Source organism: Pseudorhodoferax sp. (assembly GCF_047601025.1).
Taxonomy (GTDB): domain Bacteria; phylum Pseudomonadota; class Gammaproteobacteria; order Burkholderiales; family Burkholderiaceae_C; genus Pseudorhodoferax.
Genome location: NZ_JASGJZ010000001.1, coordinates 4,549,452 through 4,564,760, shown reverse-complemented (window position 1 = coordinate 4,564,760; position 15,309 = coordinate 4,549,452). Strand labels below are relative to the sequence as shown.

Genomic DNA, 15,309 nt, shown 5'->3' with positions numbered 1-15,309 from the left:
ATTCGCCGGCGGCCACGCCGAGGCAGTGCCCCTGTGCCGGGCCGGCCGCTTCAAGCCCCCGGCAGCCGGTAGTCCTTGAGCTGCTCGCGCAGCCGGGCCTTGAGCATCTTGCCGGTGGCGCCCAGCGGGATCGACTCGACGAAGACCACGTCGTCCGGGATCTGCCACTTGGCGGTCCTGCCCTCGTAGAACTTCAGCAGTTCCTCGCGGCTGACGTCGGCGCCGGGCTTCTTCACGACCACCACGATGGGCCGCTCGTCCCACTTGGGATGGAACACGCCGATGCAGGCGGCCATGGCCACGGCCGGGTGCGCCACGGCGATGTTCTCGACGTCGATCGAGCTGATCCACTCGCCGCCGGACTTGATCACGTCCTTGCTGCGGTCGGTGATCTGCATGAAGCCGTCGGCGTCGATCGTGGCCACGTCGCCGGTCGGGAACCAGGCGCGCCCGGCGCTGTCGCGCACCAGCGGATCGCCGCCCTCGCCCTTGAAGTACTCGCGGACCACCCAGGGGCCGCGCACCAGCAGGTCGCCGGCGGACTTGCCGTCGTGCGGCAGGTCCTGGCCGTCGGCGCCGACGATCTTCATGTCCACGCCGAAGATCGCGCGGCCCTGCTTGAGCAGCAGCTTCATCTGCTCCTCCGGCGGCAGCGCGAGGTGCTTGTTCTTCAGCGTGCACAGCGTGCCGAGCGGCGACAGCTCGGTCATGCCCCAGGCGTGCAGCACCTCGACGCCGTAGTCGTCCTTGAAGGCCTGGATCATGGCCGGCGGGCAGGCCGAGCCGCCGATCACGGTGCGCCTGAGGCTGCTGAAGCGCAGGCCCGCTGGCTTCATGTGCAGCAGCAGCATCTGCCAGACCGTGGGCACGCCGGCCGCATAGCTCACCTGCTCGGCCTCGATGAGCTCGTAGACCGACTTGCCGTCCAGCGCCGGGCCGGGAAACACGAGCTTGGCGCCGGTCAGCGCAGCCGAGTACGGGATGCCCCAGGCGTTGACGTGGAACATCGGCACGACCGGCAGCACGGCGTCGCGCGCGCTCAGGCTCATCACGTCGGGCAGCGCCGCGGCGTAGGCGTGCAGCACCGTGGAGCGGTGGCTGTACAGCGCCCCCTTGGGATGGCCGGTGGTGCCGCTGGTGTAGCAGATGCTCGACGCGGTGTTCTCGTCGAACTGCGGCCAGGCGTAGCCGGACGGCTGGGCGTCGACCCAGGCGTCGTAGCTGACCAGGCCGGGAACGCCGGTGTCCGGCGGCAGCTTGCCGGCCTCGCACAGCAGCACCCAGTGCTGGACGGTCGGGCACTTGGCGTGGATGGCCTGCACGATGGGCAGGAAGGTGGCGTCGAAGCACAGCGCCTGGTCCTCGGCATGGTTCACGATCCAGGCGATCTGCTCGGGATGCAGGCGCGGGTTGACGGTGTGCAGGATGCGGCCCGAGCCGCTGACGCCGAAGTACAGTTCCAGGTGGCGGTAGCCGTTCCAGGCCAGCGTGGCCACGCGGTCGCCGGCGGCCAGGCCCCAGCCGTCCAGCCCGACGGCGACCTGGCGCGCGCGCCGCGCCACGTCGCGCCAGGTGTAGCGGTGGACGTCGCCCTCCACGCGCCGCGAAACGATCTCGCCGTCGCCGTGGTGGCGCTCGGCATGCTCGATCAGGGACGAAATCAGCAGCGGTTGGTCTTGCATCAGGCCCAGCATGGGTGGTCTCCTCGGATCGCTCAGGGGTGGGAAGGGCTGCATCCTACCGGCTGCCGCGCCGCTGGCTACCCGTCGTCCACACGGCTGCCGAAGCAGCCCCAGGCGGCGGCGGGCCTCCGGCCTTGCGAGACAATCCCGGCGATGGACATGCGCCCCCCTCCCCCTGCCGGCGACGCGGCACAGGCCCCGGTCGACCTGGGGCTGCGCTGGTCGCCGGACGGCTTCGCCGCGCTGGGGCCGGGCTTCTTCACGGAACTGCGGCCCACGCCGCTGCCCGCGCCCTACTGGGTGGCCGGCAGCGCGCAGGCGGCTGCGCTGCTGGGCATGGACGCGGTGCTGCTGGAGCGCGACGACGTACTGCAGGCGTTGGCCGGCAACCGCCCCGTCGCGGGCACGCGGCCGCTGGCCAGCGTCTACAGCGGCCACCAGTTCGGCGTCTGGGCCGGGCAGCTGGGCGACGGCCGGGCGATCCTGCTCGGGGAAACGGAAAGCGGCCAGGAGCTGCAGCTCAAGGGCAGCGGCCGCACGCCCTACTCGCGCATGGGCGACGGCCGCGCGGTGCTGCGCTCCTCGATCCGCGAGTTCCTGTGCAGCGAGGCCATGGCCGGCCTGGGCATCCCGACCACGCGTGCGCTGAGCGTGGCGGGCTCGGACTTGCCGGTAGCGCGCGAGACCATGGAGACGGGGGCCGTCGTCGCGCGCGTGGCGCCCAGCTTCATCCGCTTCGGGCATTTCGAGCATTTCGCGGCGCGCGGCGACCAGGCCTCGCTGCGCCTGCTGGCGGACCACGTGATCGCGCGCCACTACCCGGACTGCCGCGAGGCCGGCAACCCCCATGCCGCGCTGCTGCAGGCCGTGGCGCAGCGCACCGCCGCGCTGCTGGCGCAATGGCAGGCCGTGGGCTTCTGCCATGGCGTCATGAACACGGACAACATGAGCATCCTGGGCCTGACGATCGACTACGGGCCGTTCCAGTTCCTCGACGGCTTCGACCCCGGCCACATCTGCAACCACAGCGACACCCAGGGCCGCTACGCGTTCGCGCGCCAGCCCAGCGTGGCCTACTGGAACCTGTTCTGCCTCGGCCGGGCGCTGCTGCCGCTGATCGGCGACGAAGACCAGGCCCGGGCCGCGCTGCAGGTCTACGAGACCGCGTTCCCGCAGGCGCTGGAAGCCGCGCTGGGCGCCAAGCTCGGCCTGGCGGGCCCGCCGCGCGAGGACGACCGCGCGCTGTTCGACGCCGCGCTGCACCTGCTGGCCGGCGAACGCACCGACTACACGATCTTCTGGCGCCGCCTGTCGCAGGCCGTGGCCGGCGGCGCCGACGCAGCGGCCCTGGCGCCGGTGCGCGACCTGTTCGCCGACCGCACGGCCTTCGACGCCTGGGCCGAACGCTACCGGGCGCGCCTGGCCGGCCAGGACCTGGCACGGGCCGGCGCCGCGATGCTGGCGGTGAACCCCAGGTTCGTGTTGCGCAACCACCTGGCCGAGCAGGCCATCCGCCGCGCACAGCAGAAGGATTTCTCCGAAATCCGCCGCCTGCTCGCGCTGCTGAGCACGCCCTACGACGAGCATCCCGGCAACGACGCCGATGCCGACTTTCCGCCCGACTGGGCCTCTTCCATCGAGATCAGCTGTTCCTCATGACCCGACCCGTTGAAAAGACCGATGCCGAATGGCAGGACTTGCTGGCGCGCAAGGGCGCCGAGCCGGCCGCCTTCCAGGTCACGCGCCGCGCCGCCACCGAGCGCCCGTTCACCGGCAGGTACGAGCAGCACTGGGCCGACGGCAGCTACCACTGCGTGTGCTGCGGCGCCAGGCTGTTCGATTCCGCCAGCAAGTTTGACGCCGGCTGCGGCTGGCCCAGCTTCTCGCAGGCGGCCGAGCCCGGCGCGATCGAAGAGCGCGTGGACCGCAGCCACGGCATGGTCCGCACCGAAACCGTCTGCGCTCACTGCGGCGCCCACCTGGGCCACGTGTTCCCGGACGGCCCGGGTCCGACCGGGCTGCGCTACTGCATGAACTCCGCCGCGCTGCAGTTCGAGGACCAGTGAACCCATGAAGATCCTGCTCGACTTCCTGCCGATCCTGCTGTTCTTCGGCGCCTACAAGCTCTACGACATCTACCTGGCCACCGGCGTGCTGATGGCCGCCACGCTGGTGCAGATGGGCGTGGTCTATGCGATGGAGCGCCGGCTGCAAACGCTGCACAAGATCACGCTGGCGCTGGTGCTGGTGTTCGGCATGCTCACGCTGCTGCTGCATGACGAACGCTTCATCAAATGGAAGCCCACCGTGCTGTACGCGGCCATGGGCCTGGCGCTGGCCTTCACCGTGCTGGTGCTGCGCAAGAACTTCCTGAAGATGCTGCTGGGCAGCCAGCTCGACCTGCCAGACTTCGTCTGGATGAAGCTGAACTGGGCCTGGGTGCTGTACTGCCTGTTCATGGCCGCCGTCAACGCCTACGTGGTCGTGGGCTTCAGCACCGAGCAGTGGGTCAACTTCAAGCTCTGGGGCTACGTGTTCCCGCTGGCCTTCATCGTCGGCCAGGGGCTGTACGTCTCGCGCTACCTGCGCCCGGATGCCGAGATCACCGAAATCACCGAGGCCGATGCCAAGGACAAGCCATGACGGTGACCGCCGCCGCCCTGGCACAGTGCCTGCGCGCCGCGCTGCAGCCCACGCAGCTCGAAGTCCTGGACGAAAGCGCGGCCCATGCCGGCCATGCCGGCGCCGGCCCGCAGCCCTGGGGCACGCATTTCCGCGTGCGCATCGCCTCGCCGCGCTTCGCCGGGCTGTCGCGCGTGGCCCAGCACCGCCTTGTGTATGATCCGCTGTGCTCGATGATCGCCCAGGGCGTGCACGCCATCGCGATCGAGGTGCTGCCACCAGCACCGCCGGCCCGGACCCCGCCATCCGCGGCTGCGCCCACCCCAACTTCTTGAGGAACACCATGAAGAAAACCCTGTACTCCGCAGTTGCGGCTGCGTTCGTGCTGGGCGCCGCTGCCATGCCGGCGCTGGCCCAGAACATCGCCATCGTGAACGGCAAGGCCGTGCCCAAGGCGCGCATGGACGCGCTGGCCGAGCAGATGGCCCGCGCCGGCCGCCCGGTCGCGCCGGAGCAGGAAGAGCAACTGCGCGAGGAAGTCATCATGCGCGAGATCTTCATGCAGGAAGCGCAGAAGCGCGGGCTGGATGCCACGCCCGACTTCCAGGCGCAGATGGAGTTCGCACGCCAGTCGCTGCTGGTACGCGAGCTGCTGGTCGACTACCAGAAGACGCACCCGGTGACCGACGAGGAAATCCAGGCCGAGTACGACAAGGTCAAGGCCGCCAACGCCGGCAACGGCAAGGAATACAAGGCGCAGCACATCCTGGTCGAGAAGGAGGCCGATGCCAAGGCCATCATCGCCAGCCTGAAGAAGGGCGCCAAGTTCGAAGACATCGCCAAGAAGCAGTCCAAGGACCCGGGCTCCGGCGCCAACGGCGGCGACCTGGGCTGGGCCAACCCGGCCGGCTACGTCAAGGAGTTCGGCGACGCGCTAGTCCAGCTGAAGAAGGGCCAGATCACCGAGACGCCGGTCAAGACCCAGTTCGGCTACCACGTGATCAAGCTCAACGACGAGCGCACGCAGGAGTTCCCGCCGCTGGAGCAGGTCAAGCCGCAGATCGCCCAGCAGCTGGCGCAGCAGAAGATGGCGCAGTTCCAGCAGGACCTGCGCGCCAAGGCCAAGATCGAATAAGCCGCGGCCCCACCTCCGCGCAACGAAAAACGGCCTCCTTGCGGAGGCCGTTTTCATTTGCGGGCTCGACCGACGACGCCGTCGATCCAGCCCTTTCCGCCGGGCCGGCAGGCTCAGCGTGCGCCGGCCATGGCGTCCGCCGCCGGCGCATGCCGGCCCGCGGAACGCGTGCCGCGCTGCAGGCCGGACACGATGGCCTTGAGCGAGGCGGACACGATGTTCGCGTCGATACCGACGCCGAACAAGGTGCGCCCATCGTTCACGCGCAACTCCAGATAGGCCACGGCCTTGGCGTTGGCGCCGGCGCCGATGGAGTGCTCGTGGTAGTCGAGCACCCGCACCTGCCGCCCGGTGGCGCGCTGCAGGCCATCGACGAAGGCGTCGATCGGGCCGGTGCCGCGGCCTTCGACCTGCACCGCGCGGCCGTCCAGCGTGAGGTCGGCATTCAACTGCACCTCGGTGGCGCCGTCGGCGCCGCGCTGCTCGTGGATACGGTGCTGCGGCGCGGATACGTCATGCAGGCCGTACTCCTTCTCGAACAGCGTCCAGAGGTCGTGCGCCGTCAGTTCCTTGCCTTCGGCGTCCATGACGCCCTGCACGGCCTGGCTGAACTCGATCTGCAGGCGGCGCGGCAACTCGAGGCCGAACTCGCTTTCCAGCAGGTACGAGATGCCGCCCTTGCCCGACTGGCTGTTCACGCGGATCACGGCTTCGTAGGTCCGGCCCAGGTCCTTGGGGTCGATCGGCAGGTACGGGATCTGCCAGACGTCGCCCTCCTTGCGTGCGGCGAAGGCCTTCTTGATCGCGTCCTGGTGCGAGCCCGAGAACGAGGTATAGACCAGGTCGCCGACGTAAGGATGGCGCGGGTGCACCGGCAACTGGTTGCAATGCTCCACGACGCGGCGGATCTCGTCGATCTCGGAGAAGTCCAGGCCCGGATGCACGCCCTGGGTGTAGAGGTTCAGCGCCACGTTGACGATGTCCAGGTTGCCGGTGCGCTCGCCGTTGCCGAACAGGCAGCCTTCGAGCCGGTCGGCGCCAGCCATCACCGCGAACTCAGCCGCCGCCGTGCCGGTGCCGCGGTCGTTGTGGGGATGCACGGACAGCACGATCGCTTCACGCCGCGCCAGGTTGCGGTGCATCCACTCGATCATGTCGGCGAAGATGTTCGGCGTGGAATGCTCCACCGTGGCCGGCAGGTTGATGATGCACTTGCGCTCGGGCGTCGGCTGCCAGACTTCGGTGACGGCATCGACCACGCGCTTGGAGAAGGCCAGTTCGGTGCCAGAGAACATCTCGGGCGAATACTGGAAGGTCCACTGCGTCTCGGGCTGGCGGCTCGCCATGTCCTGGAACAAGCGGGCCTGGGACACGGCGAGCTGGACGATGCCGTCCTCGTCCATGCCCAGCACCACGCGGCGCATGATGGGCGCCACGGCGTTGTACAGGTGCACGATGGCCCGCTTGGCGCCGCGCAGCGATTCGAAGGTGCGCTCGATCAGGTGGTCGCGCGCCTGCGTCAGCACCTGGATCGTCACGTCGTCCGGGATCAAGTCCTCCTCGATCAGCTTGCGCACGAAATCGAACTCGGTCTGCGACGCCGACGGGAAGCCGACCTCGATTTCCTTGAAGCCGATCTTCACGAGGGTCTGGAACATGCGCAGCTTGCGGGCCCCGTCCATGGGCTCGATCAGCGCCTGGTTGCCGTCACGCAGATCCGTGCTGAGCCAGACCGGCGGCTTGCCGATGACCGCATCGGGCCAAGTGCGGTCCGTCAGCCGCACGGGCTGGAAGGCTGCGTACTTGCTGGCGGGGTTCTTCAACATCATAGGGATCCTCGGAAGTGTTAAGCCTGCACCAGCAACCCAAAAAGCAAAACGGCCCGTTGCGGGTGCGAACGGGCCGTTTCGACAATGGGTGCGCGCGCGCTACCGTCTCCGCCCGTAGGGGATGGCTAGTAGGTTTAGCGCGATGCGATGCATAGGGATGTGATTTTAGCACATCTGCGCGTCATTCGTGCAAGCCGCGCTCTTCGGGCTCGTCGGTGGACGTGCTGATGACGCTGGTCCGCTGGCCTTTGGCCTTGCGCCAGCCGTAGACCACGTAGCCGGACAGGCCATACAGGATGAACAGGCCGAACAGCACGATGGGCGGATGGATGTTGACGACCGCGATGCCCAGCGCGATCGCCACGATCACGACGAAGGGCACGCTCTTTTTCATCTGCACGTCCTTGAAGCTGTAGAACGGCACGTTGGTCACCATGGTCAGGCCGGCATAGAGAGCCAGGCCGAACATGGTCCAGGTGACGTCGGCGCGCGGCACCTCCAGTTCCGTCATCAGCCAGATGAAACCGGTCACCAGCGCGGCCGCGGCGGGCGACGGCAGGCCCTGGAACCAGCGCTTGTCCACGACGCCGGTGTTGACGTTGAAGCGGGCCAGCCGCAATGCCGCGCAGGCGCAGTAGACGAACGCGGCGATCCAGCCCCAGCGACCCGCTCCGCGCAGCGTCCATTCGTAGGCGATCAGCGCCGGCGCGGCGCCGAAGGAGACCATGTCCGACAGCGAGTCCATCTGCTCGCCAAAGGCGCTCTGCGTGTTGGTCATGCGCGCGATGCGGCCGTCCAGGCTGTCCAGCACCATCGCACAGAAGACGCCGATGGCAGCGAGGTCGAAGCGGTTGTTCATGGCCATGACCACGGCGTAGAAGCCGCCGAACAGCGCAGCCAGCGTGAACAGGTTCGGTAGGACGTAGATGCCCTTGCGGCGCTTGCGCGGCAAGGGCTCCTCGTCCCGGACGATCAGGGCGGATTCGTGGCCGTCGTGCATGGCGTCGAGTGTAGTGGGTTGCCCCGATTGAAAAAGGCCACCGAAGTGGCCTTGCAGGACGGGTCGCGCGGCGGCGACGGGCGTCAGTTGCGGGTCTGGTCGACCAGCTTGTTCTTCTTGATCCAGGGCATCATCGCGCGCAGCTGCTCGCCGACGACCTCAATCTGGTGCTCGGCGTTCAGGCGGCGGCGGCTCAGCAGCGTCGGCGCGCCGGCGCGGTTCTCCAGGATGAAGCTCTTGGCGTAGTCGCCGGTCTGGATGTCCTTGAGCACCTGCTTCATGACCTTCTTGGTCTCGTCGGTGATCACGCGCGGGCCGGTCACGTACTCGCCGTACTCGGCGTTGTTCGAGATCGAGTAGTTCATGTTGGCGATGCCGCCCTCGTAGATCAGGTCCACGATCAGCTTGAGCTCGTGCAGGCACTCGAAGTAGGCCATCTCGGGCGCGTAGCCGGCTTCCACCAGCGTCTCGAAGCCGGCCTTGATCAGCTCGACGGTACCGCCGCACAGCACGGCCTGCTCGCCGAACAGGTCGGTCTCGGTCTCTTCGCGGAAGTTGGTCTCGATGATGCCGGCCTTGCCGCCACCATTGGCCATCGCGTAGGACAGGGCCAGGTCGCGCGCCTTGCCCGACTTGTCCTGGTGCACAGCCACCAGGTGCGGCACGCCGCCGCCCTGGGTGTAGGTGTTGCGCACCGTGTGGCCAGGGGCCTTGGGCGCGACCATCCAGACGTCCAGGTCGGCACGCGGCGCGACCTGGCCGTAGTGCACGTTGAAGCCGTGCGCGAAGGCCAGCGAGGCGCCCTGCTTGATGTTCGGCTCGACGTCCTTCTTGTAGACCTCGGCGATCTGCTCGTCGGGCAGCAGCATCATCACGACGTCGGCGGCCTTCACGGCCTCGGCGACCTCGGCGACCTGCAGGCCGGCCTTCTCGACCTTGCTCCAGGAAGCGCCGCCCTTGCGCAGGCCGACCAGCACCTTGACGCCGCTGTCGTTCAGGTTCTGCGCGTGCGCGTGACCCTGGCTGCCGTAGCCGATGATGGTGACGGTCTTGCCCTTGATCAGCGAGAGGTCACAGTCCTTGTCGTAGAAAACCTTCATTAGCAATCTCCAAATGGCTCAGGCGGAAAACGCCCGGCGGCAGGCTCAAGGGCGAACGGAAACCAGTCGCCAGACAACAGGGTCCGTTCGCGTCGAGCCTGCCGAAAACGCGCGCACGGACATTCCCAACTCAGACGCGCAGGATGCGCTCGCCGCGGCCGATGCCGCTGGCGCCGGTACGCACCGTCTCCAGGATCGCGCTGCGCTCGATCGCCTCCAGGAAGGCGTCGTTCTTGCCCTGGTCGCCGGTCAGCTCGATCGTGTAGCTCTTCTCGGTCACGTCGATGATGCGGCCGCGGAAGATGTCGGCCATGCGCTTCATCTCCTCGCGCTCCTTGCCGACGGCCCGCACCTTGACCATCATGAGTTCGCGCTCGGTGTACGCGCCTTCGGTCAGGTCGACGACCTTGACGACCTCGATCAGCCGGTTCAGGTGCTTGGTGATCTGCTCGATGACCTCGTCGGAACCGTTGGTCTGGATCGTCATGCGCGACAGGCTCGGGTCCTCGGTCGGCGCCACGGTCAGCGATTCGATGTTGTAGCCGCGGGCCGAGAACAGGGCCACGACACGGGAAAGCGCGCCGGCTTCGTTTTCCAGCAGCACTGCGATGATGTGTTTCATGAGAACGGATTCCTCTTTTCGCCGCCCTCCCCCGCGCACGGTAATGCGCGGGCTCGGCGGGCAATAGATTCGTCGTGGAAGAAAGAAGAGCCGCGCCGCCGCAGCGGCGCGGGCAGCAGCATGGCTTACAGGTCTTCGGAGCCGAGCAGCATCTCGGTGATGCCCTTGCCGGCCTGGACCATCGGGAACACGTTCTCCGTCGGGTCGGTCCGGAAGTCCATGAACACCGTGCGGTCCTTGAGCTTGCGTGCCTCGCGCAGCGCCGGCTCGACGTCCTGCGGACGCTCAATCAGCATGCCCACGTGGCCGTAGGCCTCGGCCAGCTTGACGAAGTTCGGCAGCGCATCCATGTAGCTGTGGCTGTAGCGGCTGGAGTACTCGATCTCCTGCCACTGGCGCACCATGCCCAGGTAGCGGTTGTTCAGCGACAGGATCTTGATCGGCGTGTTGTACTGCAGGCAGGTGGACAGTTCCTGGATGCACATCTGCACCGAGCCTTCGCCGGTCACGCAGTAGACCTCGGCTTCGGGCTTGGCCAGCTTGATGCCCATCGCGTACGGGATGCCCACGCCCATGGTGCCGAGGCCACCGGAATTGATCCAGCGGCGCGGCTGGTCGAACTTGTAGTACTGCGCAGCCCACATCTGGTGCTGGCCGACGTCGGAGGTGATGTAGGCCTCCACGTCCTTGGTCATGTTCCACAGCGTCTCGATCACGGACTGCGGCTTGATGACGTCGGCAGCGCCACGGTTGTATTTCAGGCAATCGCGTTTGCGCCAGGCCTCGATCTGCTCCCACCAGCTGGCCAGGGCGCCGCCGTCGGGCTTGAGCTCGGACTCGCGGATCATCGCGATCAGTTCGGTCAGCACGTCCTTCACGTCGCCGACGATCGGGACGTCCACGCGCACGCGCTTGGAGATGCTCGACGGATCGATGTCGATGTGGATGATCTTGCGCTCGTTCTGCGCGAAATGCTTGGGATTGCCGATCACCCGGTCGTCGAAGCGCGCACCCACGGCCAGCAGCACGTCGCAGTGCTGCATGGCATTGTTGGCCTCCAGCGTGCCGTGCATGCCCAGCATGCCCAGGAACCTGCGATTCGTGGCCGGATAGGCGCCCAGGCCCATGAGCGTGTTCGTGACCGGATAGCCCAGCATGTCGACCAGCGTGCGCAGCTCGTTGGTCGCATTGCTCAGCAGCACGCCGCCGCCGGTGTAGATGTAGGGCCGCTTGGCCGTCAGCAGCAGTTGCAGGGCCTTGCGGATCTGGCCGCCATGGCCCTTGCGCACCGGGTTGTACGAGCGCATTTCCACCGTCTCGGGATAACCCGTGTACAGCGTCTTCTTGAACGACACGTCCTTCGGGATGTCCACCACCACCGGGCCAGGCCGGCCAGTGCGGGCGATGTGGAAGGCCTTCTTCAGCGTCATCGCCATGTCGCGCACGTCCTTGACCAGGAAGTTGTGCTTGACGATGGGCCGCGTGATGCCGACGGTGTCGCATTCCTGGAAGGCATCGAGGCCGATCGCCGGCGTCGGCACCTGGCCGGTGATGATGACCATCGGGATGCTGTCCATGTAGGCCGTGGCGATGCCGGTCACGGCGTTGGTGACGCCGGGGCCGGAGGTCACCAGGGCCACGCCCACGTCGCCGGTGGCACGGGCATAGCCGTCCGCGGCATGCACGGCGGCCTGTTCGTGGCGCACCAGGATGTGCTGGATCGCGTCCTGCTGGTAGAACGCGTCGTAGATGTACAGGACGGCGCCGCCGGGGTAGCCCCAGACGTGCTTGACGTTCTCGGCCTGCAGGGCCTTGACGAGGATCTCGGCCCCCATCAGTTCCTGGGGACCGGATTGCGAAAGGGAGGAAGAGGCGGCGGCAGCCGACTTCATTTCGGCGTTGGAGATTTCCATGATCAACCTTTGTGAATTTCTCTGACGAAAAACCTTGGGTGCCCCTTGGCACCTTCTTGTGGAAAGGCTTCGGGACTTGAGGCCAAGACCATGGGCGGATGGAGTGCTGCGCCGGATCTTGACCCGTTTGCTTGATGACGAGCAGACAGTATTATCGCACCGGATTCGATCGGTTTCTCCGTGCCCCGGCCGGCGATGCCATAATCTTTCGTTTCCCGCGCGCCGCTGCCCGCGGACGCGCCGCCTCACAGCCTGCTGTCTTGGCCACCGAAAAAGAACTGTCGGACTTCCTCAAGAGTGTGGAGAAGCGCGCCTTCAAGCGCTGCCTCTACCATGTCCGCAACGAGGAAGCGGCTCTGGACATCGTGCAGGACACGATGATGAAGCTGGCCCAGCACTACGGCGACAAGCCGCCGGCCGAGCTGCCGCTGCTGTTCCAGCGCATCCTGTCCAACTGCACGCTGGACTGGTTCCGCCGGCAGAAGACCCGCAACGCCCTGTTCTCCAACCTGAGCGACTTCGAGGCCGCCGGCGAGGACGCGGACTTCGACCTGCTGGAGGCCTTCACGCCCGACGGCGAGAGCCACGAAAGCGCCGAGCACGCCACGCAGCGGGCCCAGATCCTGCGCGAGATCGAACACGAGATCCAGAACCTGCCCGGCCGTCAACGCGAGGCATTTTTATTGCGTTACTGGGAAGAAATGGACGTCGCCGAGACGGCCAGCGCCATGGGCTGTTCCGAAGGCAGCGTCAAGACGCACTGCTCGCGCGCCGTCGCGGCCCTGAGCCGGGCCTTGTCGGCCAAAGGGATCCACCTATGAAGCATCCGTACTCCCTCTCTCTGCCCGGTGATCGTTTCGGTGCGCAGGTCGCACAGCACTTGTCGCAGGCCTGCACCGATCTGGACCACGACATTGCCGAGCGGCTGCGCGCGGCGCGCCAGCAGGCCCTGGAGCGCCGCAAGGTCGAACTGGCCTCGACCTGCGGCCTGGTCACGCTCGGGCACTCGGCCACGCTGCAACTGGGCGACGCTCCGCCCGGCCTGTGGGCGCGGTGCGCGGCAGCCTTGCCGCTGCTGGCTCTGGCCGGGGGGCTGCTCGCCATCGCCGTGGTGCAGAACGACAACCGCGCCGACGAACTGGCCGAAATCGATGCCGCGCTGCTGACGGACGATCTGCCCACCTCCGCGTACACCGATCCGGGTTTCCTGCAGTTTCTGAAGGCTGGCAGGAGCGCGGAGCAGCACTGAGGCGGGAAAGTGCCTGTTCGGCCGTTCTCATTCCGTGGCGCAAGGGGCTGGCTGCTCACCGTGGCGCTGTGTGCCACGGCAGCGGTGCCGGCGCTGGCGGCCGCCCCGCAAAAAACCAACGCATCTCCCGCTGCGAAGGCTTCCGATGCCAGACCGCGCTGGAACAGCCTGACCAGCGCGCAGCGCCACGCCTTGAAACCGCTGGCCGGCAGCTGGAACAAGCTCAGCGAATCGCACCGCCGCAAGTGGATCGCCCTGTCGCGCAATTTCGACCAGTTGCCGCCGCAGGAGCAGCAAAAACTCCAGCAGCGCATGCTGGACTGGGTCAAGCTGAGCCCTGCCGAACGTGCGCAGGCGCGGCTGAACTTCGCCGAGACCGGCCGGCTCGCCAAAGACGACAAGCAAGCCATGTGGGAGGCCTACCAGGCCTTGAGCGAAGAGGAGCGGCGCAAGCTGGCCGCGCAGGCGCCGCGGCACCCGGTCGTCGGTGCCGCGACCGCCGTGCGCCTGATGCCGCCGCAGCGCATGGCCACGGTGCCGCTCGCACACGACGAGAATCGCCGCACCATGCCACGCATCTCCACGCCCCCCTACCTGGTCGACGCAGCCACGCTGCTGCCGCAGATCGATCCACGCGGAACCCGCGTCGAACCGTCGCCTGCGCCGTGAACGGCCCCGCGCACGCTGCCGGAGCAGCACTGCAGGCTCCCGGCCTGTGGCGCCGCATGGCCTGCTGGCTGTACGAAGGCATGCTGATGTTCGGCGTGGTCTTCATCGCCGGCTACCTGTTCGGCACCCTGAGCCAGACACGCCATGCGCTGGACAACCGTCTGGGCCTCCAGGCCTTCCTGTTCGTGGTGTTCGGCATCTATTTCACGTGGTTCTGGTCCAAGGGCCAGACGCTGGCCATGAAGACCTGGCACATCCGCGTGGTGGATCACGCCGGACGGCCGCTGAGCCAGCCCCGCGCTTTCCTGCGCTACCTGCTCAGCTGGGTCTGGTTCCTGCCACCGCTCGTCGTGATCGCACCGTTCGGGCTGCCGGCCGGTGAGACGTTCGTGCTGATGCTCGGCTGGGTGGCCATCTGGGCCGTCGCCAGCCGCTTCCATCCACAGTCGCAGTTCTGGCACGATGCCTTGGCCGGCACCCGGCTGGTGTCCGTAGCCCCTCGCCCCCGCCGCACATGAAGCCTGCCTTTTCGATCTGCGTCTACTGCGGCTCCCGCCCGGGAGCGCAAACCGTGTATGCCGACACGGCTCGCCAAGTCGGCGAATGGATCGGCCGCCATGGCGGCCAGCTGGTCTACGGCGGCGGCCACAACGGCCTCATGGGCATGGTGGCCGATGCCACGCTGGCCGCCGGCGGCCGGGTGGTCGGGGTGATCCCGAAGGCGCTGGTCGAGAAGGAATGGGCGCACCGCGGCTGCACCGAACTGCACGTGGTCGAAACCATGCACGACCGCAAGCGCATGATGGCCGAGCGCGCCGATGCCTTCCTGGCGCTGCCAGGCGGCATCGGCACCTTCGAGGAATTCTTCGAAGCCTGGACCTGGCGCCAGCTCGGCTACCACGACAAGCCCGTCGGCCTGCTCAACGTGAACGGCCTGTATGACGGGCTGGAGCGGTTTCTCGAGTCGGTGGTGGAGCAGCAGTTCATCAACCGCTGGCAGATGGACCTGATCCGCATCGGCCGCGACGCCGCCGAACTGCTCAAGAGCCTGGTCAACGACGCGGGCCTGTCGTCCCTCGAACGGCTCGACCAGATCTGAGCCGCCCGTCCGGGGCGCGCATCAGACCGCCGCTTCGTCCTCTTCGCCGGTGCGGATGCGCACCACGCGCCCGACGTCGGTGACGAAGATCTTGCCGTCGCCGATCTTGCCGGTGCGGGCCGCGCGCACGATGGCGTCGACGCAGCGGTCGACGTCGTCGTCCTTCACGACGATCTCCACCTTCACCTTGGGCAGGAAGTCCACCACGTATTCCGCGCCGCGGTACAGCTCGGTGTGGCCCTTCTGACGGCCGAAGCCCTTCACCTCGGTGACGGTGAGGCCGGTCACGCCACATTCCGCCAGTGCTTCGCGCACTTCCTCGAGCTTGAAGGGTTTCAGAATGGCCGTGATCTGTTTCATGCGGATCTTTCGAAAATCATGCGGGAACT

At 67.3% G+C, this 15,309-nt stretch carries 17 protein-coding genes; 10 read left to right on the top strand and 7 right to left on the bottom strand.

The annotated features are described in order from the left end of the window. Nucleotides 1–50: 50 nt before the first annotated feature. Nucleotides 51–1,694 carry a 3-(methylthio)propionyl-CoA ligase gene (locus tag QM782_RS21160; protein WP_415204849.1) on the bottom strand — a complete coding sequence of 548 codons (1,644 nt, stop codon included), beginning with the start codon at nucleotides 1,692–1,694 and terminating at the stop codon, nucleotides 51–53. 141 nt (nucleotides 1,695–1,835) lie between these two features. Between QM782_RS21160 and QM782_RS21155 the strand changes: the two genes are divergently transcribed. From QM782_RS21155 to QM782_RS21135, 5 genes are read left to right on the top strand one after another with little or no spacing between them, the layout of a single operon-like run. After that, nucleotides 1,836–3,341 (top strand): protein adenylyltransferase SelO, encoded by a 1,506-nt coding sequence (locus QM782_RS21155; protein WP_415204848.1) that lies wholly within the window; start codon nucleotides 1,836–1,838, stop codon nucleotides 3,339–3,341. Further along, nucleotides 3,338–3,748, top strand: a complete 411-nt coding sequence (msrB, locus tag QM782_RS21150; protein ID WP_415204847.1) for a peptide-methionine (R)-S-oxide reductase MsrB — start codon at nucleotides 3,338–3,340, stop codon at nucleotides 3,746–3,748. Before QM782_RS21155 ends, msrB begins: the two co-directional genes overlap by 4 nt. Before the next feature lie 4 nt (nucleotides 3,749–3,752). After that, nucleotides 3,753–4,325 carry a septation protein A gene (locus tag QM782_RS21145; RefSeq protein ID WP_415204846.1) on the top strand — a complete coding sequence of 191 codons (573 nt, stop codon included), beginning with the start codon at nucleotides 3,753–3,755 and terminating at the stop codon, nucleotides 4,323–4,325. Next, nucleotides 4,322–4,639, top strand: a complete 318-nt coding sequence (locus tag QM782_RS21140; RefSeq protein ID WP_415204845.1) for a BolA family protein — start codon at nucleotides 4,322–4,324, stop codon at nucleotides 4,637–4,639. The genes QM782_RS21145 and QM782_RS21140 overlap by 4 nt, the downstream gene beginning before the upstream one ends. An 8-nt stretch (nucleotides 4,640–4,647) precedes the next feature. Then, nucleotides 4,648–5,439, top strand: a complete 792-nt coding sequence (locus tag QM782_RS21135; RefSeq protein ID WP_415204844.1) for a peptidylprolyl isomerase — start codon at nucleotides 4,648–4,650, stop codon at nucleotides 5,437–5,439. A gap of 113 nt (nucleotides 5,440–5,552) precedes the next feature. On the opposite strand, the gene leuA is transcribed toward QM782_RS21135, so the two are convergent. From leuA to QM782_RS21110, 5 genes are all read right to left on the bottom strand, one after another. Further along, nucleotides 5,553–7,265, bottom strand: a complete 1,713-nt coding sequence (gene leuA, locus QM782_RS21130) for a 2-isopropylmalate synthase (RefSeq protein ID WP_415204843.1) — start codon at nucleotides 7,263–7,265, stop codon at nucleotides 5,553–5,555. A gap of 184 nt (nucleotides 7,266–7,449) precedes the next feature. Further along, complete coding sequence (pssA, locus tag QM782_RS21125) at nucleotides 7,450–8,268, bottom strand: CDP-diacylglycerol--serine O-phosphatidyltransferase (RefSeq protein WP_415204842.1); 819 nt, start codon at nucleotides 8,266–8,268, stop codon at nucleotides 7,450–7,452. An 83-nt stretch (nucleotides 8,269–8,351) separates the two neighbouring features. Then, complete coding sequence (gene ilvC / locus QM782_RS21120) at nucleotides 8,352–9,368, bottom strand: ketol-acid reductoisomerase (RefSeq protein WP_415204841.1); 1,017 nt, start codon at nucleotides 9,366–9,368, stop codon at nucleotides 8,352–8,354. A gap of 130 nt (nucleotides 9,369–9,498) precedes the next feature. Next, entirely contained in the window at nucleotides 9,499–9,990 is a 492-nt protein-coding gene (gene ilvN, locus QM782_RS21115; protein ID WP_415204840.1) for an acetolactate synthase small subunit, read from the bottom strand. 125 nt (nucleotides 9,991–10,115) lie between these two features. Beyond that, nucleotides 10,116–11,903, bottom strand: coding sequence for an acetolactate synthase 3 catalytic subunit (locus tag QM782_RS21110; protein WP_415204839.1), 1,788 nt, complete (start codon nucleotides 11,901–11,903; stop codon nucleotides 10,116–10,118). Nucleotides 11,904–12,163: 260 nt separating this feature from the next. On the opposite strand from QM782_RS21110, the gene QM782_RS21105 reads away from it, so the two are divergent. From QM782_RS21105 to QM782_RS21085, 5 genes are all read left to right on the top strand, one after another. Then, nucleotides 12,164–12,724, top strand: coding sequence for an RNA polymerase sigma factor (locus QM782_RS21105; protein ID WP_415204838.1), 561 nt, complete (start codon nucleotides 12,164–12,166; stop codon nucleotides 12,722–12,724). After that, nucleotides 12,721–13,152, top strand: a complete 432-nt coding sequence (locus QM782_RS21100) for a DUF3619 family protein (RefSeq protein ID WP_415204837.1) — start codon at nucleotides 12,721–12,723, stop codon at nucleotides 13,150–13,152. Before QM782_RS21105 ends, QM782_RS21100 begins: the two co-directional genes overlap by 4 nt. An 84-nt stretch (nucleotides 13,153–13,236) precedes the next feature. Further along, complete coding sequence (locus QM782_RS21095; RefSeq protein ID WP_415204836.1) at nucleotides 13,237–13,821, top strand: DUF3106 domain-containing protein; 585 nt, start codon at nucleotides 13,237–13,239, stop codon at nucleotides 13,819–13,821. Next, the gene (locus QM782_RS21090; RefSeq protein ID WP_415204835.1) at nucleotides 13,818–14,339 is read left to right on the top strand and encodes an RDD family protein; all 522 of its coding nucleotides are present in this window, start codon (nucleotides 13,818–13,820) and stop codon (nucleotides 14,337–14,339) included. Before QM782_RS21095 ends, QM782_RS21090 begins: the two co-directional genes overlap by 4 nt. Then, the gene (locus QM782_RS21085) at nucleotides 14,336–14,920 is read left to right on the top strand and encodes a TIGR00730 family Rossman fold protein (protein WP_415204834.1); all 585 of its coding nucleotides are present in this window, start codon (nucleotides 14,336–14,338) and stop codon (nucleotides 14,918–14,920) included. The genes QM782_RS21090 and QM782_RS21085 overlap by 4 nt, the downstream gene beginning before the upstream one ends. Before the next feature lie 21 nt (nucleotides 14,921–14,941). Here the strand turns inward: QM782_RS21085 and glnB are convergent, their stop codons facing one another. Beyond that, the gene (gene glnB, locus QM782_RS21080; RefSeq protein ID WP_415204833.1) at nucleotides 14,942–15,280 is read right to left on the bottom strand and encodes a nitrogen regulatory protein P-II; all 339 of its coding nucleotides are present in this window, start codon (nucleotides 15,278–15,280) and stop codon (nucleotides 14,942–14,944) included. Between the last annotated feature and the right edge of the window lie 29 nt (nucleotides 15,281–15,309).